This window comes from Celeribacter litoreus (assembly GCF_020165855.1).
Classification (GTDB): Bacteria; Pseudomonadota; Alphaproteobacteria; order Rhodobacterales; family Rhodobacteraceae; genus Celeribacter; species Celeribacter litoreus.
Window position 1 is genome coordinate 75349 of record NZ_JAIUFY010000007.1, and the last position, 22019, is coordinate 97367.

At 61.3% G+C, this 22019-nt stretch carries 19 protein-coding genes; 16 read left to right on the forward strand and 3 right to left on the reverse strand.

What is annotated here, in order from left to right:
* The first annotated feature begins 40 nt into the window (after positions 1-40).
* From LA304_RS07740 to LA304_RS07755, 4 genes are all read left to right on the forward strand, one after another.
* Positions 41-613 carry a TRAP transporter small permease gene (locus LA304_RS07740; RefSeq protein WP_224502565.1) on the forward strand — a complete coding sequence of 191 codons (573 nt, stop codon included), beginning with the start codon at positions 41-43 and terminating at the stop codon, positions 611-613.
* Entirely contained in the window at positions 610-1917 is a 1308-nt protein-coding gene (locus LA304_RS07745) for a TRAP transporter large permease (RefSeq protein ID WP_224502566.1), read from the forward strand. The genes LA304_RS07740 and LA304_RS07745 overlap by 4 nt, the downstream gene beginning before the upstream one ends.
* 67 nt (positions 1918-1984) lie before the next feature.
* Positions 1985-3472, forward strand: a complete 1488-nt coding sequence (locus LA304_RS07750; RefSeq protein WP_224502567.1) for an aldehyde dehydrogenase — start codon at positions 1985-1987, stop codon at positions 3470-3472.
* 57 nt (positions 3473-3529) lie between these two features.
* Positions 3530-4627: an alcohol dehydrogenase catalytic domain-containing protein gene (locus tag LA304_RS07755; RefSeq protein ID WP_224502568.1), complete on the forward strand. Its 1098-nt coding sequence runs from the start codon at positions 3530-3532 to the stop codon at positions 4625-4627.
* 18 nt (positions 4628-4645) lie between these two features.
* Here LA304_RS07755 and LA304_RS07760 read toward each other — a convergent pair whose 3' ends face one another.
* On the reverse strand, positions 4646-5674 hold the full coding sequence (locus LA304_RS07760; RefSeq protein WP_224502569.1) for an AbrB family transcriptional regulator: 1029 nt from the start codon (positions 5672-5674) through the stop codon (positions 4646-4648).
* Between the two features lie 412 nt (positions 5675-6086).
* On the opposite strand from LA304_RS07760, the gene LA304_RS07765 reads away from it, so the two are divergent.
* The 5 genes from LA304_RS07765 (at position 6087) to LA304_RS07785 (ending at position 11680) form a co-directional block, all read left to right on the forward strand.
* Positions 6087-7319: an acyl-CoA dehydrogenase family protein gene (locus LA304_RS07765; protein ID WP_224502570.1), complete on the forward strand. Its 1233-nt coding sequence runs from the start codon at positions 6087-6089 to the stop codon at positions 7317-7319.
* A gap of 63 nt (positions 7320-7382) precedes the next feature.
* A complete protein-coding gene (locus LA304_RS07770) occupies positions 7383-8999 on the forward strand; it encodes a GMC family oxidoreductase (protein WP_224502571.1) in 1617 nt (538 codons plus the stop codon).
* A gap of 109 nt (positions 9000-9108) precedes the next feature.
* On the forward strand, positions 9109-9918 hold the full coding sequence (locus LA304_RS07775) for an SDR family oxidoreductase (RefSeq protein WP_224502572.1): 810 nt from the start codon (positions 9109-9111) through the stop codon (positions 9916-9918).
* Entirely contained in the window at positions 9915-10757 is an 843-nt protein-coding gene (locus LA304_RS07780) for an enoyl-CoA hydratase/isomerase family protein (protein WP_224502573.1), read from the forward strand. Before LA304_RS07775 ends, LA304_RS07780 begins: the two co-directional genes overlap by 4 nt.
* Before the next feature lie 26 nt (positions 10758-10783).
* On the forward strand, positions 10784-11680 hold the full coding sequence (locus tag LA304_RS07785; RefSeq protein ID WP_224502574.1) for an NAD(P)-dependent oxidoreductase: 897 nt from the start codon (positions 10784-10786) through the stop codon (positions 11678-11680).
* Between the two features lie 67 nt (positions 11681-11747).
* Here the strand turns inward: LA304_RS07785 and LA304_RS07790 are convergent, their stop codons facing one another.
* Positions 11748-13868: an acetate--CoA ligase family protein gene (locus LA304_RS07790; protein WP_224502575.1), complete on the reverse strand. Its 2121-nt coding sequence runs from the start codon at positions 13866-13868 to the stop codon at positions 11748-11750.
* A 273-nt stretch (positions 13869-14141) separates the two neighbouring features.
* Between LA304_RS07790 and LA304_RS07795 the strand changes: the two genes are divergently transcribed.
* From LA304_RS07795 to LA304_RS07805, 3 genes are read left to right on the forward strand one after another with little or no spacing between them, the layout of a single operon-like run.
* The gene (locus LA304_RS07795; RefSeq protein ID WP_224502576.1) at positions 14142-14582 is read left to right on the forward strand and encodes a CoxG family protein; all 441 of its coding nucleotides are present in this window, start codon (positions 14142-14144) and stop codon (positions 14580-14582) included.
* Positions 14583-14612: 30 nt separating this feature from the next.
* A complete protein-coding gene (locus tag LA304_RS07800; protein ID WP_224502577.1) occupies positions 14613-15092 on the forward strand; it encodes a (2Fe-2S)-binding protein in 480 nt (159 codons plus the stop codon).
* Between the two features lie 11 nt (positions 15093-15103).
* Positions 15104-15922, forward strand: a complete 819-nt coding sequence (locus LA304_RS07805) for an FAD binding domain-containing protein (protein WP_224502578.1) — start codon at positions 15104-15106, stop codon at positions 15920-15922.
* Between the two features lie 28 nt (positions 15923-15950).
* Here LA304_RS07805 and LA304_RS07810 read toward each other — a convergent pair whose 3' ends face one another.
* Positions 15951-16976, reverse strand: coding sequence for a cyclase family protein (locus LA304_RS07810; RefSeq protein WP_224502579.1), 1026 nt, complete (start codon positions 16974-16976; stop codon positions 15951-15953).
* A 185-nt stretch (positions 16977-17161) separates the two neighbouring features.
* On the opposite strand from LA304_RS07810, the gene LA304_RS07815 reads away from it, so the two are divergent.
* The 4 genes from LA304_RS07815 (at position 17162) to LA304_RS07830 (ending at position 22002) form a co-directional block, all read left to right on the forward strand.
* On the forward strand, positions 17162-17917 hold the full coding sequence (locus tag LA304_RS07815) for an electron transfer flavoprotein subunit beta/FixA family protein (protein ID WP_224502580.1): 756 nt from the start codon (positions 17162-17164) through the stop codon (positions 17915-17917).
* Positions 17917-18837, forward strand: a complete 921-nt coding sequence (locus LA304_RS07820; RefSeq protein WP_224502581.1) for an electron transfer flavoprotein subunit alpha/FixB family protein — start codon at positions 17917-17919, stop codon at positions 18835-18837. The genes LA304_RS07815 and LA304_RS07820 overlap by 1 nt, the downstream gene beginning before the upstream one ends.
* A 309-nt stretch (positions 18838-19146) precedes the next feature.
* Complete coding sequence (locus LA304_RS07825; protein WP_318010681.1) at positions 19147-20262, forward strand: CaiB/BaiF CoA transferase family protein; 1116 nt, start codon at positions 19147-19149, stop codon at positions 20260-20262.
* A 360-nt stretch (positions 20263-20622) separates the two neighbouring features.
* Complete coding sequence (locus tag LA304_RS07830; protein ID WP_224502583.1) at positions 20623-22002, forward strand: aldehyde dehydrogenase family protein; 1380 nt, start codon at positions 20623-20625, stop codon at positions 22000-22002.
* Positions 22003-22019: the final 17 nt, after the last annotated feature.

Consider the following 22019-nt stretch of genomic DNA (forward strand, 5'->3'; position numbering starts at 1 on the left):
CGTGCCGGGCGGTGGATACACACAATCGGGAGAGCGTAACATGCTCGTTCTGTTAGAGAAATTCGTGATGGGCCTGTCGCGTCTCGTAACCCTTATCGGGGCGCTGATCATCGTGTTGATGATGGTGCACGTGACGGCAGACGTGGTGTCCAAGTTCCTGTTTTCGAAACCGCTGCCTGGCACGATTACCTTCGTATCGAGTTACTACATGGTCACAGTGACCTTCCTGTGCCTCTGCGTGGTCGAGGCCCGCAACGCGCACATTGATGTGGAGCTGATTGCCCAGCATCTGCCGAAACGCATTCAAAAGATCCTGACCGCTTTTGCGCTCGTGATCGGTCTCGGTGTGTTCGGTACCCTGACGTGGAAATCGTCGAGCGTCGCCTATGACAAATTCGAGGTCGGCGCATTCGAGACGGAACAGCGTGTGAAGGTCATCACCTGGCCCTCCTATTTCCTCGTGCCGATTGGTGCGGGTCTCATGACGCTCATGATTTTCACAAAGATCGCCGGTCGCCGGTTTGATCTCAAACACGACACTCTGGCGGACCTCTACGAGCGCGCGAATGAGCTCGAGGCCGAAGAAGAAGAGCGCGAAAAGGGATCGAAATGACACCTGCAGAAACCGGTTTTGCGGGAATTGCCATCCTGCTCCTCCTTATCCTGATCCGTGTGCCGATTGGCATCTCGTTGATCACGGTCTCTTTCACCGGCCTTTGGGTCCTCGTCGGCCCGAGTGCGGCGTGGGGGTCTCTCGGCCTTATTCCCTATAGCTTTGCCGCGCATTGGCAGCTGAGTTCCGTGCCGATGTTCGTCCTGATGGGCTTTGTCTGCTTTCACGCCGGTCTGACCAAGGGGCTCTTTGACGCCGCGCGGCTCTGGCTTGCGAAGTTACCCGGCGGGCTTGCGATTGCGGCTGTGTTCGGGGCCACCGGCTTTGCGGCTGTGACGGGCTCTTCGCTCGCCTGTTCCGCGGCTATGGGCCGGATCGCGGTGCCGGAAATGATGAAATCCCGCTATGACGCGGCGCTGGCCACGGGCAGCGTTGCGGCGGCGGGCACCATTGGCGCGCTCATTCCGCCGTCCATCCTGCTCATCCTTTATGGCATCATCGCACAGGTGCCGGTCGGGGCGCTGTTCCTCGGCGGTGTCGGCGTCGGTGTTCTGACCTCTGTTGCCTATATCTCCGTCATCATGATCCGCGTTCTGCTGAAACCGGAACTCGCGCCGAAGTCGGACGAGGACGCAAGCTGGGCCGCCCGTTTCCGCGCTCTGGCGGACATCTGGCCGGTGCTTTTGCTGATGCTCGGCGTGTTCGGGGGCCTGTTCAGCGGTCTCTTCACCCCGACCGAAGCCGGTGCCGTGGGGGCCTCCCTCTCCGTGATCATTGCGTTTGTCAAACGCACCCTGACATGGAAGCGCATGTGGGATTCCCTCTATGAAACGCTGATGGTCTCTGCGTCGATCTTCATCATCGCCATCGGTGCCAACATGCTGACCCGCTTTATCGCGTTCAGCGGCTCCGGCGATGCGCTCGCAGATCTGGTGGCGAGCCTTGAGGCCAACCGCTATGTGCTCCTGCTCGGCATCACCATCGTTTACCTGCTGTTGGGCATGTTCCTTGATCCCATCGGGGCGATGCTCCTGACGCTGCCGATCCTGCTGCCGATCCTCAAGGACACGGGCTATGACCTGCTGTGGTTCGGCGTGCTGTTGGCGAAATATCTCGAGATCGGGATGATCACGCCGCCCATTGGATTGAACGTGTTCGTGCTCAAGGGGGTCGTGGGCGACAAGATATCGCTCGGCACGATCTTTAAGGGCGTGGCGTGGTTCCTTGTGGCGGACCTGTTCATCGTGCTGGGGGTCATCATGTTCCCGGGCATCGTGACCTATCTGCCCTCGCTTCTCAAATAAGACTTAACCCGAAACGCCCCGGACCCCGTGTGGTCCGGCAGGCGGGGTGTAACCAAAGGATATCGAAATGACCGTTCAAGAGATTATCGAAAACCCAAATCAGTTTTACATCGGCGGCGCATGGACCGACCCGTCCACCGCCGACAAAATCACCGTTCTGAACTCTGCGACCGAAGAAGTGTTCGAAGTTGTGGCCGAGGCCCAGCCTGCCGACGTGGACCGCGCTGTCGCGGCAGCGCGCGAAGCTTTTGACAAAGGCCCGTGGCCGCGCATGAGCCATCTGGAGCGGGCGGAGTATATCCGCGCGCTGGCCGATGAGCTTGAAAAGCGGGCGGATCGTCATTCGCGCATTTGGACGACGGAGTCCGGCGTGATCCACTCCATCGCCTCCGCGCGGATGGACTCGATCACTGCGAACTACCGCTTCCACGCCGATCTGGCGTCCACCTTCCCGTTTCAGGAACGCCATCCGTCGGCCTCCGGCGGGGCGCTTTCTCTTCTCGTGCGGGAACCCGTTGGCGTTGTCGGCGCAATCGTTCCGTGGAACGGTACGCCGGGCCTGATCACGAGCAAGGTTGCCCCCGCGCTCCTCGCCGGGTGCACCGTGATCGTGAAAGCCTCCCCCGAGGCACCGGGGTCCGCCTACATCCTCGCCGAAGCCGCGCACGCTGCCGGTATTCCGGCCGGTGTGATCAACATCCTCACCGCCGACCGCGCCGCATCCGAGCGTCTCGTGGAGCATCCGGACGTCGACAAGATCGCCTTCACCGGCTCCACGATTGCGGGCATGAAAATCGGCTCTATCTGCGGTGGCCGGATCGCGCGTCAGACGCTTGAACTTGGAGGGAAATCTCCGGCGCTCATCCTTGATGACTACGACATCGAGACCGCCGCGAAAACGATCACGGAAAAAGCGACCTTCCTCACCGGTCAGGTCTGTGCTTCTTTGACCCGCATCATCGTCTCGCGCAGCCGTCACGATGATCTGGTGGAAGCGCTCGCGAGCCGCTTCTCCGAGGTTTCCGTCGGCGATCCGTTCGAAGCGAGCTGTCAGATGGGCCCGCTCGCCATGAGCCGCCAGCGCGACCGCGTCGAAGGCTATATCGCCAAAGGCAAGGAAGAGGGCGCAAAACTCGCCACCGGTGGCAGCCGTCCGGCGCATCTCAACCGCGGGTATTTCATCGAACCGACCGTCTTCGGCAACGTGGACAACAACTTCACCATCGCGCGTGAGGAGATCTTTGGTCCGGTGCTCTCCGTCATTCCGGCCGACAGCGACGCCGATATGATCGAAATCGCCAACGACACCGATTTCGGTCTGAACGCCTCGGTGTTCACGAACGATGTGGACCGCGCCTATTCCGTGGCGCGTGAAATCCGCTCCGGCACCGTGGGTCAGAACGGCTACCGCGCCGAGCTGGGTATTGCGTTCGGTGGCTTCAAACAATCCGGTCTCGGTCGCGAAGGCGGCACCGAGGGCGTGCATCCCTATCTCGAAACCAAAGTGGTCGTTCTCGACGGTATGCCCGAGAACGCCGGCCGCGTGGTCGAGTGAGACCAGATAGGTCGGGCGTCATAGTGCGCCCGGCTGTTTTCAAAGGGAGAGGTTCAGATGAAGGTCAAAGCGGCGATTGCCACCGGACAGTTACAACCCCTCGTCGTTGATGAGGTCGATCTCGACGGTCCGCGCGAGGGTGAGGTTCTTATCGAGATCAAATCCGCAGGTCTGTGTCACACCGATCAGATGCTGATCGACGGCTCCCGCGATTGGCCCGATTATCCGCTCATTCTCGGCCATGAGGGCGCGGGGATCGTGCGGGAGGTCGGCAAGGGCGTGACCCGTCTCAAAGAGGGCGATGCGGTGATCCCGCTCGCCATGCCCGAATGCGGGGAATGCCCGCCGTGCAAGAGCAACAAAAGCAACCTGTGCGACCTGTATTTCAAACCGCGCGACCGCAAGCCGTTCTCGTGGAACGGCAAGCCGATCACCTCTTTCATCAACCTCGGCACCTTTGCGCAATATGTCGTTGTGCGGGACTTCCACGTCGCCAAAATTCGTCAGGACGCGCCGCTGGATCAGGTCTGCTGCATGGGCTGCGCGGGGATTACCGGCATCGGCGCCGCGCTCAATACGGCGCGTGTTGAGGCGGGGTCGAGCGTGGTTGTGTTCGGTCTCGGCGGCATCGGTCTCAACGTGATCGACGGGGCGCGCCTCGCAGGTGCGACGACGATCATTGGCGTTGATACCAACACCGACAAAGAGGCCCCCGCGCGCAAGGCGGGTCTCACGCATTTCCTCAACGCCAAGGATTTCCAAGGCGACGACATCGTCACCACGATCCACAACCTGACCAATGGCGGGGCGGATTATTCGTTTGAATGCGTTGGTCATCCGGCGCTCGCACAGCAGGCGGTGAACAGTTCGCGCATGGGCTGGGGCACGACGGTTCTCATCGGGATCATGCCTGGTGCGATCACGGACACGATGCCGATCCAGCCGCGCTCCATTCAGGCGGGGCGTTGGGTCACGGGGTCTTACCTCGGCAACATCAAACCGATCTCGCAGTTCCCTGAACTGGTGGACTGGTATGTCGAGGGCAAGCTCACGCAGGACAACCTGATCTCCCACCGCTTCCCGATCGAGCAGATCAACGAGGGCTTCGACCTCCTGAAATCCGGCAAGGCCGGACGGGTCGTCATCGATTTCTAAGCCAAACGGAGGAGGGGCCTAGCGCCCCTCCAGCCGATGTATCCGGTCGATGATGAACGGGATACTCGGGATCACGATGAAGATCCGCGTCAGGTGGAACGCGGTGATCAGCGCCACATCAATGCCGAGGAACTTGGCCGTCAGCGCCATCTCCGTGACACCCCCCGGCGTCGAGGCAAGCACCAGCGTCTCCCACGACAGATCGACAAAGACCGATAGCCCCGCCGCGATGAGCGCCGAGGCGGCGATGAACATGAAGGTCGACACCACAGACGCGACCATCATCCGCCCCGCCGAAGAGAACAGCGAGCGACGGAAATTCGACCCTAGCCACGTCCCGAGCACCACTTGCGCCGCCCATAGGATGACCGACGGGTAGGGTTCGAACTGGATGCCTGCGGCGGTGATAGCCGAGCTGAAGGCGAGCGGCCCGAGGAAGAACGGGTTTGAAATCTTGAGCTTGCGGAAGAGATACATCCCGATCCCCGACAGGACGAGCAGCGAGACGATGCTGACAATGTCGTAATCCGCATTGAAGGCGCGCGCGACGCGGGCTGTTTCGCCGTCGATAAAGAAGATCGCCATTGGGATGAGCACCACCACGAGAGAGATGCGCATCGTCTGCGACAGAATGATGGGCGCGGGCGGGAACCCGTAGCGCTCTCCGACAATGGCGGCTTCGACGGGACTCGTGGGCAGGGTCGCGATCATGGCGGAGGTCAGGGGCACCCGTGCCATGCGCGACAGGGCGATGGCGATGAGAAAGGCGGTGATGATGATGACAATGGCCATCCCCACCAACAGAGGCGCGAGTTGGAGCAGTGAGGCAAAAACCGCAGGCGAGAACGACAGGCCAACCTGTGAGGCGACCACCATCTGACCGAAGGGGCGCGTTTGCACAGGGATGCGGAACTCGAACAGCTCGAAAATGCCAATCGCCGCGGCGACGATGATCGGGCCGATCATCCACGGGAGCGGCAGTCCGAGCTTGTAGAATAAATAGCCGCCCGCCGCTGTGAGCGGGTAGACAAGTAGGGTTTTTAACACTTCACTCTCACTTTCAACCTGTCGCATGTTTTAGGTTGGCGCGTCGATTGGTCCAGTGTGCATGTGCACCGCACGGTTTGCACAGACGGGGTCCGGCGTGGTCTCGGTTGCGATACCGGGAATCAAATAGACCTGCAATTTTTGTGCCATGCGTTTGGGAGGACGCTGACACGGCCTGTGAGATTTTAGACGTGCTGCGCCTGTGCTGTCTGCGATGAACTGGCACGGCGATTGCGTTTGTTTGTGCAAGGCCGGAACGCCGCGCCATCCAACACCTGATTGGATCATGAGTCAGCATGGAGGTGCTGACTGGCGTTCTCGGTACATTGATCGGCGGCGAGCGCACGCCTGAGCCGATATCTGTTGAGCCGCGCCGGTGAGCCGGAGGGCGGCATTTGAGAGGAGAGACAAAATGGACGATTTTCTTCCAGAAGAGATTCCGGCGATCCGCGAGAGCGTGATCAAGTTCATGGAAACCGAAGTAAATCCGGTCATGGACAAATACGAAGAACGCGGCGAAGCCCCGCGTGATCTGGTGCTCAAGGCGGGTGAAGCCGGTTTCTTTGGTGCGGTGTTCCCTGAGTCCGTGGGCGGCACGGATCTCGGGTATCTGGCGGCTGTGGTGATTCAGGAAGAAGTGGCCCGTAACGACATCCGTTTCGCGGCCTGTCTGAACCAGCAGAGCTCCACGTGTCCGAACTTCATCTACTACGGCGGCACGCCGGAGCAGGTGATGAAATACGTTCCGAACCTCGTTGCGGGTAAAACCATCGGCATGATGTCCCTGACAGAACCGGGTGGCGGCTCTGACGCGCTCGGCGCGATGAAGACCGTCGCGAAGCGCGAAGGCGATGTCTACAAGATCAACGGGTCCAAGATGTGGGCCTCGCTCGCCAACGAGACCGATGTGGGGGTGCTCGTCTGTAAGACCGACCCGAGCGCGGGTGCAAAGGGCGTCTCCGCCTTTATCGTCGAGCCGAAGAAATATCCGGGTTGGACAGCGCAGCCGGTGCCGATGATGGGTCTGTCCAAGGCCTTCCGCACCAATGCACTGTTCCTCGACGACTTCGTTGTGCCTGCCGAAAACCTGATCGGTCAGGAAGGCGACGGGTTCAAAATCGCCATGCGCGCGCTTCAGCCGGGTCGTGTAACCGTGGGTGCAAAGGCGCTCGGCATCGCCCGTGCGGCGTTTGACGAGGCGGTGAAATACGCGAACGACCGTGTGATCAAAGGCAGCCCGATCGGCAAGTTCCAGATGATCCAGTCCGACATCGCCGACATGGCCGCCCAGATCGAAGCCAGCCGTGCCCTGATCTACCATGCCGCGCGTTGCCTCGACGCAAACCTGCCGTCGAACCGCATCGCCTCTATCGCGAAATACCACGCGTCTCTCACGGCAAAGTTTGTGGCCGACAAGGCGCAGCAAATCTTCGGCGGCTATGGTCTCTCGACGGAATATAAGATTTCCTACCTCAAAGCCTATTCCGACATGTTCTACACGGGTGAAGGCACCGCAAACGTGCAGAAAATCGTGATTGCCGAAGACGCGCTTGGCTACAAGCTCGCCGATCGTCACCACGGGTCGAGCACGCTGCGCAACCCGCGTCTGAGCGACGTGGCCCGCGAACTGCAGGGCGCGGAATAATCGGAAGATCACAGGCGCCGCGCCCCAAAGGGTGCGGCACTGTTGACGCAAGTGAGGTGGAGCATGGCGGCCAAGAGCTATGACTATATCGTCGTCGGGTCCGGGTCGGCGGGGGGCATCGTCGCCGCCCGACTGTCCGAGAGCGGCAAATACAAGGTGCTGTTGCTTGAGGCCGGCACGAAAGACAGCAAATACATCTTTACCCAGCCACCGGCGGGCACGGTGTTTCTCATCGACAACCCGAAAGTGAACTGGCGCTATCGCTCTGAGCCGAACAAGGATCTCGGCGGGCGCGAGATTTACGTGCCGCGCGGCAAGATGCTCGGCGGGTCGAGTTCGATCAACGGGACGATCTACAACCGTGGCCAGTCCATCGACTATGACACATGGGCGCAGATGGGGAACCGTGGCTGGAGCTACGACGACGTGCTCCCGTTCTTTAAAAAGATCGAAAACACCAAGCTCGGCGATGACACCTATCGCGGCCGCTCCGGCCCGATCCGTGTCACCGAGACGAGCAAGATCACACCTTTCTACGATCTCTTCATCGCCGCCGCGCAAAAGGCCGGACTGCCCTACAACAGCGACTACAGCGGGGCGAGCCAAGAAGGCGTCGCCATGGCGCAACAGACCGTGCATCGCGGCAAACGTCACAGCGTGGCGAACCGCTATGTCGAACCGGCCAAACGCAAAGGCCGTCTAGATGTGATGCAGGGCGCGGAGGCCACGTCTCTGATCCTCGACGGCAAACGTTGCGTCGGGGTGCGGGTGCTTCAGAACGGCACGCCGGTCGAAGTGCGCGCCACCCGCGAGGTGATTGTGTCCTGTGGCGCGGCGAACTCGCCAAAGCTTTTGGAACTGTCGGGCATCGGCAACCCCGATATCCTCCGCGAAACCGGCATCACGCCGGTGCATGATCTGCCGGGCGTGGGTGAGAACCTGCGCGATCACTATGCGGCGATCCTCAAATGGAAGATCACCAAGCCGGGTATTTCGCTCGCGAAACGCGGGCGGGGACTTGGCCTCGTGAAAGAGGTGATCCGCTACGGTTTGACGCGCACGGGCTTTATCTCTCAGGGGATCGGCACGATGCGCGTTTTCATGAAATCGCGCGAGGACAAACAAGAGCCGGACATCATGATGGTGGTTGCGCCCTTCCTCATCGAGATCAAGACAGGCGAAGGCCGTCGGATGGCGAAGGAAGACGGCTTCTTCATGTATTCGCACGTCCAGCGGACGGAAAGTTCGGGCAGCATCCACGCCCGTTCCGCCGACCCGCTCGACCCGCCGAAGATCGACTTCCGTTTCCTCGAAACCGAGGGCGACCGTCAAACCGCGATCCTCGCCGTGCGTCAGGCGCGGGCCATCATTGACAAGGACCCGATCAAGTCGGTCGTTGGCGAAGAGATGGCACCGGGCAAAAACGTTCAGACCGATGAAGAAATCCTCAACTTCATCCGCGAAACGGGCCAGATCACGCACCACATGGTCGGCACCTGCCGGATGGGCTCTGACCCGATGGCGGTGGTCGATGACCGCCTGCGCGTCCACGGCCTTCAGGGGCTGCGCGTGGCGGATGCCTCCATCATGCCGACAGTGCCGTCGGGCAACACCAACATTCCGTGCATGATGGTTGGTGAAAAATGCGCTGCGATGATCCTTGAGGACGTAGTAGGCTGAGCCGACGTCGGCTTGGCACTCAATTTGCGACCATCACTGTGAACACCGGATCGGGACACCTGACGGACAGGCGCCTGATCCGGCCACAGACTTGAAGGAGCAAAAACAAATGACCTTTACAAAAGACGCACTTGCAGGCCGCGTGGCACTCATCACCGGCGGCGGGAGCGGCATCGGCTTCGGCATCGCCAAGGCGATGGCCGCCGCAGGCGCCAAACTCGTGATCGCCAGCCGCAACGCCGAACGTCTCGAAGGAGCTGTCGCCCAGCTCAAGGAGATGGGTGCAGAGGCAATGGCTGTCACCTGTGACGTGCGCGATCCGGAGGCCGTGAGCGCCGCCGTGGACGAAGCTGTCAAAGCCTATGGTGGCCTCGACGTGATGATCGCGAACGCTGCGGGCAACTTTGTCGTGCCGGTGTCTGAGATGTCCCCGAACGCATGGCGCACTGTGGTCGATATCGACCTGAACGGCACGTTCAACTGCGCGAAAGCCGCCTATCCGGCGCTCAAGGCCTCTGCAAACGGCGGTCGCTTTATCGCGATCTCCACCACCCGCGCGCTCGAGGGCTGGCCGGGCTGTGCGCACGCCGGCGCCGCGAAAGCCGGTATCATGTCCCTGATGCGCACACTCTGTGGTGAGTGGGGCAAAGACGGCATCCGTTGTAACACCATCGCACCGGGCGCAATTGGCGACACCGAGGGCGTGAAACGCATCTATGAGGACTCCGGTCGCAAGGAGCTCGAGCTTTCCTCCATCCCGCTTGGCGAATTCGGCAAGACCTCCGACATCGCGAACGCAGCCGTGTTCCTGTGCTCTGACGCGGGTCAATACATCACCGGCGCAGACATCGTTGTGGACGGCGGGCGTAACCGTTCCCGCTCCTCCACCGGTGTCGCCGTTGCGGAGGCGACAGCATGAGTGAGATCAAATCCTATCCCCACGTAGAGACAGAGCGCCGCGGGGCGGTGCTCATCATCCGCCTCGACAACGCGAAGGCGAGCAACTCTCTCACCCGTGAACTGCGCATGTCCCTGCGGGATATCGTGCGCGAGATCGAGGACGACCACACGGTCCGCGCCGTCTATCTCACGGGTAAGGGCAAGAACTTCTGCGCGGGGGGTGATCTGCGGATGCTCACCGGCGCGAACGAGCCGTGGCCGGTGCATCGCCGTTTCCAACACGCGGCCTCCCTGTTCCCGCCGCTGATGCAGCTCAACCGTCCGGTTGTCTGTGGTGTGCGCGGTGTCGCCATAGGGGGCGGCATGGGTCTAGCGCTCATGAGCGATCTCATCGTCGTGGGCGAAAGCGCGAAGTTCAGCGCAGGCTTCTTCCGCCTCGGGGCGGTGCCAGATTGTCTCACGCTCTTCACCCTGCCGCGCACCATCGGTTTGGCGAAAACGCGCAACTTCATCTACACAAACGGGTCCTGGGACGCGCAGGAGATCGTGGACAACGGCCTCGCGCTCAAGGTGGTGCCGGATGACGATGTGGACGCCGAAGGCATCGCGATCGCTGAAAAGCTCGCGGCCGGTCCGGCGGAGATCATGGGCGTGGCCAAGCAGATGCTGCTCAAGAGCTTCGAAAGCAGCCTCGATGAACTCATGGACTACGAAGGCTTCGGTCAGGTGCTCGCCATGAGCTCTGTGGAGTTCCGCGAGGGGCTTCAGGCGCTCATCGAAAAACGCCCGTCCGACCCGATGGGGGCCGCTGCGGCCACGCCATACAATGACGGTCTGCCCTCGTCCGAGGGCTCCTGACCACACGAAAAGAGGAGGGTCCGGCCATGGCGCTCGGCTATATCGGTTTGGGAAATATGGGCGGTCCGCTCGCGCGGCGTCTGCTTCTGGCCGGCCCCCTCATCGTCTATGATCGCAGCGAGGCCGCCTGTGCGGCCTTTGCCGAGGCAGGCGCAACCGTGGCGGAAAGTGCCGCGGCACTCGCCGAAAGCTGTGATGTGATTGTCCTGTGTCTGCCAACGACGCCCCATGTCGAGGGGCTGCTCTTTGGCGAGGACGGGATTGCCGGGGTCCTCGCGCCCGGCACGCTGTTGATTGACCAGACGTCGGGCGATCCGATTGCGTCGCGCAAACTCGCCGCGCGACTGGCGGAACAGGGTGTTTCCATCGTGGATGCGCCTGTCTCCGGCGGTCCCGAGGGGGCGAACGCAGGCACGATTGCGATGCTGGTCGGCTGCACGGACGCGGAATTCGAGCGCGTCGAGAGGATCCTCTCCGCCATCAGCCCCAATGTGATCCACGCAGGCGGCTTCGGCACGGGCTATGTCGCGAAACTCACCAACAACCTGCTGTTCTCCGCGCAAAGACTGATGACGTTTGAGGCCGTCGCGCTCGCCGCCAAAAACGGCCTCGCGCCGGAAAAGGCGGTGGAAATCCTGAGCAAAGGGTCTGCGCGGAATTTTTTCCTCGAACACACGATGGCGCCGCGGGTTCTGACGGGGAAGCTGGACTCGGGCTTCACGCTCGGCCTTGCGCATAAAGACGTGCGGCTCGCGACGGAATTGGGGATCGCCTCGGATGTGCCGATGGTCTTCGGCAATCTGGTGCGGGACATGTACACGATGGCGATCAATGAAATCGGACGGGAGGCGCAGGTGAATGAAGTGGCGCGCCTCGTGGATCGTGCCTCGGGCACGCAAGTCGTTCCTGAGACAGAAGACTGATATTTTAAAAAATCAATTTTCAGAAAGAGTTGCCCGGCTGGTGTCCTGACCAGCCGGGCGTTTTCGTTTAGTCGCGCGTGGTGCCGAGGAAGTCGACCGCCACGAGGCCTTTGCCTTCAGGGCGCACCATCACAGGGTTGACCTCTGCTTCTGCGAGGGTCGGCGTGCGCAGGATCGTGTCACCGAAGCCGACGGCGGCTTTGATCAGCGCATCGATGTCCGCCTTCGGCGCACCACGGAAGCCTTCGAGAAGGTGCCAGAGCTTGAGCTTTTTGAGCGCCGCTTCGACCTGCGCCGGGGTCACCGGCAGGGCGAGGTAGGTCACATCGCGGTAGAGTTCGATCGCGACACCGCCGGAGCCGATGGAGAGCACCGGACCGAAGTCGGTGTTGCCGAGGCAGGACAGAACGACCTCAACGCTATCGGACACCATTTCCTGCACCAGAACGCCCATGTCGGGTTTGTTCAGGATTTTGCGGAATTCGGCGGCGTGGGCATCGACGTCTTCCGGCGTCTGCACCTTGAGCTTCACGAGGCCAAGCTCCGTCTTGTGCTCGGCGGCATCCGGCAGAACCTTGACCACGAGCGGGTAGGTGAGGTCTTTGCAGGCCTCTGCGGCGGACTCGTCCGGACCGATCACGCGCCAGTTGGCAGGCGTCACAGATGCGGTTTCGAGGAAGTCCATCATTTCGCCCCAGGTTTCCGGCGGCGTCAACTCGGACTGCGTCGTGTCGCGCTTTGCGATCTCGATGGTTTTGAACCGCTTGCGGTCATAGAGCCATTTCAGCGCGCGCATGGTGTTCGCCGGATCGTCAGAGATCAGGATGCCAGCGGCCATGAAGTCTTCTTTGATCGCGAGGTCGATCTTTTCCTGCGCGAAGGTGATGACGATGGGCAGGCCGCTTTCCTTGGCCGCGTTTTTGAAGTCGTCGCCGTTGTCCAAGAGGTCACGCAGACCGCTGGAGGCGAACTGGACCACGATGGCCTCGGTGCGCGGGTCTTCGTTGAGGACAGCGAGCGTGTCGCGGAACAGGTTCGGGAAGGAACGGATCTGGCCGGTGAGATCGACCGGGTTCGCCTTGCGCGCGAATTCCGGCAGGATGTCTTCGAGCTTGGCCGCGGCCGCATCGCTGAACGTCGCCATCGGCAGGCCGCGTTCGTCGCTGTGGTCGGCCAAGAGCGCGCCTGCGCCACCGGAGGAGGACATGACAGAAATGCCGCCCATCGGATCGCCGGAGACACGCGGGTCGGGCATGAAGGACAAAACTTCAACAGCCGCCATGGCTTCGCCGAGGCTCTCGACCATGATGATACCGGCCTGATCGAGCACGTCTTTGTAGATGCCGTAGGGCGACGCGATTTTACCGGTGTGGGAGGCGGTGGCCTCTTGACCAAAGGCGGAGCGGCCTGCCTTGAGCGTTACGATCTGAACACCGCGCTCACGGGCGCGGGCGGCGAGCGGCAGAAGTCGCGCCGCATCATCAAGGCCTTCGAGATAGAGCGCGACAACGCGCACGTCGTCCTGTTCGATCACCCAGGACAGTGCATCGAGCGCGTCCATGCAGGTCTCGTTGCCGACACTGACAATGTAGGAACAGCCGAGGCCGTTGCGCTGAAGATAGTTGCCGATCGCACCGGCGAGGGCGCCGGACTGGCTCACAATTGCAATCGGAGAGTGGCGCAGGTTTTCGAGACCGAAGGCCGCCGCACCAAAGGTCAGCATGGTTTTCGATTTGATCGACCAGACACCCTGACCGTTCGGGCCGAGGACGTTCACGTTGTGCTTGCGCGCGGCTTCTTTGAGCTGGCGGGCGATGTCTTTGCCGCTCTCGATTTCCTCAAAGCCGGCGGAGTAGACGATGGCACAGGTCACGCCTTTTTCACCGCATTCCTCGATGAGACCCGGAACGGTCGCGGCAGGGGTGATGATCAGTGCAACATCAGGCACTTCCGGCAGATCGGCGAGGGTTTTGTAGGCTTTGTGACCCTCGACTTCGTCGGCGCTCGGCGAGACCGGATAGATGCGGCCTTCAAAGCCGTGCTTGATCAGCACCTTCACAATACGGTTGCGGGCGCCGGGCTTGGGCGAGGCACCGACGATGGCCACGCTTTGCGCGCGAAAGATCTTGTCGAGTTGCGGAACGAGAATCCCTGTGTCCTCTAGCGTCTGGCTGTCCATTGTATTCATGTCGTTCGTCTTTCCGGTTCTTACGGTTTATAGCATCATTGACGGCGCGCCGAGGAGCGCCTTTGATTTTTCTTCCCGCTGACAAAGCCGCAGCGGAAACGTATTTGAGACCTGAAAAGCAATTCGCATGCCATTTGCCCTGAAATTCGTATCTGATCTGAAATTGGGTTTCACAGAATCCGCTGGTGTCCGATGGCACGGCATTTGCATGTTTGCGTCAATGAGATGCGTCTTTGTCACCAAAAACGCAGAGGATTCGAGAGGAGAGGCCGAATGGAACTAAACGGTGAATACCGCATCCCCGCAGAGCGCGAAAAAGTCTGGAGCATGTTGAATGATCCGGATGTCCTGCGCGACTGCATTCCGGGATGTCAGGAGCTTGAGGGCAGTCCGGAGGAGGGATTTGCCGCGACGGTCAAGCTCAAGATCGGCCCTGTATCCGCGACCTTCAAAGGCGAAGTGACCCTCACCAACGTGAATGCCCCCGAGAGCTACACAATTGTCGGCGAGGGCAAGGGCGGTGTTGCCGGTTTCGCGAGCGGCGGGGCCGATGTGTCCTTGGCCGAGGACGGCGCTGAAACCGTTCTGACCTATGCGGTGAATGCGAAAGTGGGTGGCAAGCTTGCGCAACTCGGGTCGCGGATGATCAAATCGACCTCGGACAAACTCGCGAAGCAGTTTTTTGATTGTTTCGCAGAAAAAGCTTCGGCCTAAACAGACCCCACACGCGGAGGAGAGACCGGCATGACAGAAGTGACCATCACCGTGAATGGCGACGCGCAGACCCACGATGTCGAAGATCGCACATTGCTGGTCCATTTCCTGCGGGATCACGTTGGGCTGACGGGAACGCACGTGGGCTGTGACACGACGCAATGCGGGGCTTGCACTGTGCATCTCGACGGCAAGGCCGTGAAATCCTGCACCATCCTCGCTGTGGCGGTGGACGGGGCAGAGGTGCGCACCATCGAAGGCATGGCGGAACAGGGCGTTTTGTCCGCGATCCAGCAGGCCTTCAAAGACCACCACGGTCTCCAGTGCGGCTTCTGCACGCCGGGCATGGTGATGGCGGGCGCGGATATGATCCGCCGCTATGACGGTCAGCTCGACGAGCACACGATCCGCGAGGAACTCGACGGCAACATCTGCCGCTGCACCGGCTACACGAACATCGTCAAAGCGTTGCTCAGCGCGGCCGAAAGCCACCGCGCGACCGCATCGTAAGGAGACGCATCATGTACACCTATGAGTTTTCGTATCACAAACCCAAGTCGGTCGAAGAGGCGCTCACGCTCTTTGGAGAGTTCGATGCGCCGAGCTTTCTGTCCGGTGGACACACGCTCATCCCGACGATGAAAAACCGTCTGGCGATGCCGGACGCGCTCATTGATCTGCGGTCCATTCCGGATTTGCAGGGCATCCGCCGCAATGGCGACCGGATCGAGATTGGCGCCGCCACGACGCATTATGAGACCTCGACCTCCGACATCGTGCGCGAGGCGATCCCCGCGCTTGCGGCGCTGGCGGGCTCTATCGCCGATCCGCAGGTGCGCCATGTGGGCACAATGGGCGGCTCTGTTGCGAACAATGACCCCTCTGCGGACTATCCGTCGGCGGTCCTGTCGCTCGGCGCGGATGTCGTGACCAATCAACGCGTCATTCCCGCCGACGAGTATTTCGACGGTCTCTTCACCACCGCGCTCGAAGAAGGCGAGATTATCCAGCATTTCTCCTTCCCGATCCCGGAGAGCGCGGGCTACGCGAAACTGTGCAGTCAGGCCTCCCGCTATCCTGTCGCAGGCAGCTTTGTGAGCAAATTCGGCGACACTGTCCGCGTTGGCGTCACCGGTGCAGGCAGCGACGGTGTGTTCCGTTGGACCGAGGCGGAAGAGGCCCTGAGCGCCGATTTCTCCGCGGGCGCTCTCGCCGGTCTATTGCCGGATGCAGAAGAGATGATCACCGATCTGAACGGCTCCGGCGAATATCGCGCCAATCTCGTGGCGGTCGTGACCCGCACCGCCGTCGAGCATCAGGGAACTGCGAACGTCCGGTGATCTGCCGGACGTTCAAGCTCCACCGCACTTAGACCGTCGCAATCGGGGTCACGGGCGACCCAACCGCCCCGCGCAGACGCAAGGGGGGGGCGGAGAGGAAAAATCCGGAGCGATTGTTGGCGCGCAGCCAGTCTGCCAGTTCCTTGAAATACCAAAGCTCCCCGAGTTGCAGGCCGAGTTTGAACAGGCAGTGATGGTGCAGCGGCAGCTTTGCGTGCGGATCACAGACTGGATCGCGGGCGGGGTAGGCCTCCACCGCGAAATTGTCGGCGCAAATAGCGGCAATCCCGCTATCGGTGATCCAATTGAGCAGCTTGTCATCCCGCCCGTCGAGCCCCGCGCATGAGGTGGCGAGCACTTCTGGATCGGGCTTTTTCTGCATCGACAGGATGAGTTCGCCGAAGCCTGTGTAGAGGCAGAGGAAATCGCCCGGTTCGACCGTCACATCCATCCCGTCCATCGCCCGCATGAGATCGTCATAGCCGACAAAGGCGCGGTCGCGCCCGTAGATGCGTTCGAGATCGACGAGCACCCCGCGCCCCTGCGCGCAGGCGGTGGCGAGGTTTTCGATCCCGAGCTTATGCGCGCCTTTCTCTTCGCCCGGATCCTCCGGTCCTATGAGATCGACGCCGCCGCGATAGCCGTTGTAATAGACGATCTCGTCCTCCCCGTCGGCATTCGCGTCAAACCGCGCGCCGACATGGCCGAGGGCATCCCAATGCGTCGAATACTGCGTGTCGAGTGTCACCGCCTCGTCAGAAATCACGTCGCAAGCGCAGGGTGACAGGCGGGCGAGCTCGAAGTTGAAATTGTAACCGTCGCCGCGCTCCGCGTAGTGGAACCGTGGCTCTTCGCGATGCGCGAGCAGGGCGTTTCCACCGGGATAATCGAGCGGCAGCGACAGGCAGAAACTTTCGCCCGTGCGGATCTCCTTGGCCGCGCGGAGCCGCGATTGCGCCGTCACGAGATTGACCCGCCCGACCTGATCGTCCGCGCCGAAGTCACCCCAGTTCGACCCCTCGGGCCGCTGCGCCCACCGTCTTTGATCCGCCATCTGTCTCCTCCACCTACAATTCGCGCCCGTTATCGTCCTCACCATGCAATTTTTATGCCTCTATCGACGTGTTTTCGGCGCGTTTGGCCCGTGATTTGCATTTCCGGCGATGAGACGCGGGCCGGAGAGGTCCGCATATTGCATGACGCAATCATACGTCCCGAAAGGGAAAGGAGAGCACAAAGATGAAGGTCCTCGTACCCGTCAAACGTGTGATCGATTATAACGTGAAGGTCCGTGTGAAATCGGACGGGAGCGGGGTCGATCTCACCAACGTCAAAATGTCGATGAACCCGTTCGACGAAATCGCCGTCGAAGAAGCCGTCCGGTTGAAAGAAGCCGGCAGTGCCGAAGAGGTCGTCGTCGTTTCCATCGGCGTCAAACAGGCTCAGGACACGCTGCGCAATGCGCTCGCTATGGGGGCGGATCGTGCGATCCTCGTGGAGATCGAAGACGCCTCCCAAGACATCGAACCGCTCACCGTTGCGAAAATCCTCAAGTCGGTGATCGATGACGAGGCCCCCCAACTGGTGATCGCGGGCAAACAGGCCATTGATAACGACATGAACGCGACGGGTCAGATGCTCGCCGCGCTTCTCGGTTGGGGTCAGGCGACCTTTGCCTCCGAGGTGAAAATCGACGGCGATAGCGCCGACGTGACCCGTGAGGTCGATGGCGGCCTGCAAACGATCAAAGTCAAACTTCCGGCCATCGTGACCGCCGACCTGCGCCTCAACGAGCCGCGCTATGCGTCTCTGCCGAACATCATGAAGGCGAAGAAAAAGCCGCTCGACATCAAACCGGCGGCGGAGTTTGGCATCGACATGACCCCGCGCCTCGAAGTCGTGAAAACGGCGGAGCCTGCGGGCCGCACTGCCGGTGAAATGGTCGGGTCTGTGGATGAACTCGTGGCGAAACTCAAAGAGAAGGGGATCGTGTGATGGCTGTTCTTTTGTTGGCTGAACTCTCTGGCGAGGCTCTGGCACTCGATGCCACGGCAAAGGCTGTGACGGCGGCGACCGCGCTTGGCGATGTGACGGTTCTGGTTGCGGGCTCTGCAGCAGCGGCTGCCGAGGCGGCGAGTATTGCGGGCGTGTCCAAGGTGCTCGTGGCTGAGGACGCGATCTATGCGAAGGGTCTCGCAGAGCCGCTCGCCGACCTCGTGGTCGGTCTCTCCGGCGACTATTCCCACATCGTCGCACCGTCCACCGCGTCGGCGAAAAACGTCATGCCGCGTGTTGCTGCGCTCCTTGATGTGATGGTGATGTCGGATGTCATCGCTGTGATCGACGCGGACACGTTTGACCGTCCGGTCTATGCGGGCAACGCGATCCAGACGGTGAAATCGCGCGATGCGAAAAAGGTGCTCACTGTGCGCACCTCCAATTTCGACGCCGCCGCGACGGGCAATTCCGCGCCGGTCGAGGCCACGTCGGCACAGGCCGATCCGGCGCTCAGCACATGGGTGGACGAGAAGGTCGCAGAAAGCGATCGTCCCGAACTGACCTCCGCGCAGGTGGTTGTGTCCGGTGGTCGGGGTATCGGTTCTGAAGAGAACTTCCAAATTGTGGAGGCCCTCGCCGACAAACTCGGGGCGGCTGTTGGGGCCTCGCGCGCGGCGGTGGACTCCGGCTTTGCGCCGAACGACTGGCAGGTTGGCCAGACCGGCAAAGTCGTCGCGCCGGGTCTCTATATTGCCGTCGGCATCTCCGGCGCGATCCAGCACCTTGCGGGGATGAAGGACTCCAAGATCATTGTCGCGATCAACAAGGACGAGGAGGCCCCGATCTTCCAGGTGGCCGATTACGGTCTCGTGGCGGACCTGTTCGACGCTGTGCCGGAACTGACGGACAAGCTCTGATTTCGAGGACACGCGTGCGCCTCAAACACACACACCAAAGGTCCGCCTCGTGCGGGCCTTTTTTCATGCGGGATCGCGCGGGCCAAAGAGCGGCGATCCGGTGGGGAAAATGTGGGCGGTAACATTTCTTTCCCCGAATGCCGCCCGCGCGCGGCAACTTGGCATGCCTTTTGCTTCTCTAAAACTCAAGACGAATAAAGGTGACTCATGGACAATGTAAAAGAGCAATTAAAGGAAGCATCAGCGCCCGTTCCCGGACACAATCTTCCGCGATTGCGAACGGGGGAGGGGTTTGGCTTTCTTTCCGGTGTGCGCATTGTCGATCTGACGACCTCGGTTGCGGGTCCGTATGGCACAATGCTTCTGTCCGATTTCGGGGCCGAAGTGATCAAGGTCGAACGCCCGAGCGGCGACGACGCGCGCCAATGGGGGCCTCCGTTTCTCGACGGGCAGGCGCTCTGGTTCGCGTCGGTCAACCGCAACAAAAAGAGCGTCGCGCTCGACCTGCGCCAAGAGGAGGCGCGGGCGTCTCTCACCACTCTGATCGAAGGCGCGGACGTCTTCATCACGAACCAGCCGCCAGACGTGCAGCGCAAGCTCGGACTCGATTACGAGAGCATCAAGGCCATCCGCGAGGACATCATTTTCGTGTCCATCACGGGCTTCGGTCTCTCCGGTCCACGTGCGGAACTCACCTGTTACGACCTCATCGCAGAGGGCTATTCCGGCATCATGGACATCACGGGTGCTGCCGGTGGCAAGCCGCAGAAAATCGGGGCACCGGCGGCGGATATGCTCGCTGGTCAGGACGCTGCGATGGCGACCATGGCCGCCCTGATGGACCGTCAGCGCACGAAGCAGGGGCACAAGATCGACATCAGCCTCGTCGAGAGCATGACCCGTTTCCTGACCTGCCGGATTTCGTCCTACCTCGGCTCTGGCGACGTGCCGGTCCGCTCGGGCGGGACCGACAGCGTGATCGCGATCTATCAGCCGTTCGACACCGCCGACCTTCCGATCAACCTTGGCCTTGGCTCCGATCCGATCTGGACACGGTTCTGGAAGGCGATGGGGGACGAGGAATACGGCGCACGTCCGGAGTTTGCGAGCAACGCAAAGCGGCGCGAGGCCCGCGCCGAGATCGTGGACCGCATTCAGGAAATTCTGTTGACCCGCTCCCGCGCCGAGTGGCTCGCGCTTTTCGCGACCGCGCGGGTGCCTGCGGGACCGATCAACCGTGTGGACGAAGTCGCCGGAGATGCGGAGCTGCAAGCGCGTGGCCTGTTTTTTGCTCTGGAAGACGACGCGGGGAACGTGTCGCCGCAGATCGGGCTGGGCATTCAGGTGGACGACAGCATCTGCGTCCCGCGCAGCGTGCCGCCGCGCCTTGGTGAGCACAACGACGAGGTCTTGGGGCAAACATAAAGGACGGATCGCCTGACGGCTATTTGCCGCGACCAGACGACGAACCGGACAAGGAATAGGACGACGCAATGAATTGATTTCAAAAGGGGACCTCGCGGAGGAGGAACTGCGGGCCCCCTTTCATCCGGCGACAGGGCAGTTGGAGGACTGCAACCAGACGTTCGGACATTTTGATTGGAGCGGCGGTGTTTGACCGTCGTCTCACAGGGAGGAGAATACCAATGCGAGATTGGGACGTTGCACGGGATGCACGGAAGGGCGGCTATGGAATGCCGGACCTTTCGCGTGCCTGCTGTGCCCGTACGGATCATCGGTTTGCTCTCTTCCCTGACGGGTTGGAGACAAACGGAGGATCCCGGAATGTATAAACTTTTTATCAATGGTGAGTTGGTCGAGGGCGCGAAGATGTCGCCCGTGCTCAACCCCGCAACCGAAGAGCCGCTCGCGGATTGCCCGCGCGCCTCGAAAGAACAGCTCGACGATGCCGTTGCCGCCGCGAAAGCCGCGTTTCCGGCCTGGGCGGGGCTCACCCTCGCGGAGCGTCAGGACTACCTCTCCAAACTCGCGGATGTGATCGACGCGCATACCGACGAACTCGCGCGTCTGATGACGCAAGAGCAGGGTAAGGTGCTCGCAGAAACCACGGGCGAAGTGATGTATTCCGCGATGCTCCTGCGCTACAACGCGGACCGCGATATTCCGGTGCAGGTGATTGAAGACAGCGACACCCGCAAGGTCGAGCTTTACCGCAAGCCGCTCGGTGTCGTTGCGACGATCACGCCGTGGAACTTCCCTCTCGTCACCCCGATCATCAAAGCGGCGCCTGCGCTCTTGGCGGGTAACACCGTGGTCTCCAAACCCGCTCCGACGACGCCGCTCACGCTCCTGCGCTTTATCGAACTGGCGAAAGACGTTCTGCCCGCAGGTGTGTTCAACGTGATCGTGGACGAAAACGATCTCGGCGCGGCGCTCGTGGCGCATCCGGATGTGGCGAAGATTTCCTTCACCGGCTCCACCGAGACCGGCAAGAAAGTCATGGCTTCCGCCGCAGAGACAGTGAAACGCGTGACCCTCGAACTTGGCGGGAATGACGCGGCCATCGTGCTCGACGACTCCGATCCGAAAGTGGTCGCGCCGGGTCTCTTTGCGAAGGCCTTTGTGAACACCGGTCAGGTCTGTGTCGCGATCAAACGCATCTACGCGCCGGAGACGATCTACGACGAGCTGTGCGACGAACTCGCGACGCTCGCGAAAGACGCCATCGTGGACGACGGCCTGTCGCAAGGCACCACGATGGGGCCGGTCCAGAACAAGATGCAGTATGAAAAGCTCAAGGGCTTTCTCGAAGACGCGCATGCAAACGGCACCATTATTGCCGGTGGCGCGGTCATGGATCGTCCGGGCTATTTCATCGAGCCGACCGTTGTGCGTGACATCTCCGAAGGCTCCCGCCTCGTGGACGAAGAGCAGTTTGGCCCGATCGTGCCTGTCATCAAATACGAGAGCCTCGACGATGCCGTCGAGCGGGCGAACGCGACCTCCTATGGTCTCGGCGCCTCTGTCTGGACCTCCAACCGCGCGCGCGGTGTCGAAGTCGCGAACAAGCTCGTGGCGGGCTCTGTCTGGGTCAACAAGCACGATGACGCCTTCACCCACATTCCGTTTGGCGGGGCGAAGCAGTCGGGCGTCGGTGTCGATGGCATCGAAGAATACACCCAGCTCACCGTCATCAATTCCTGACATCTGATTTGCGCGGG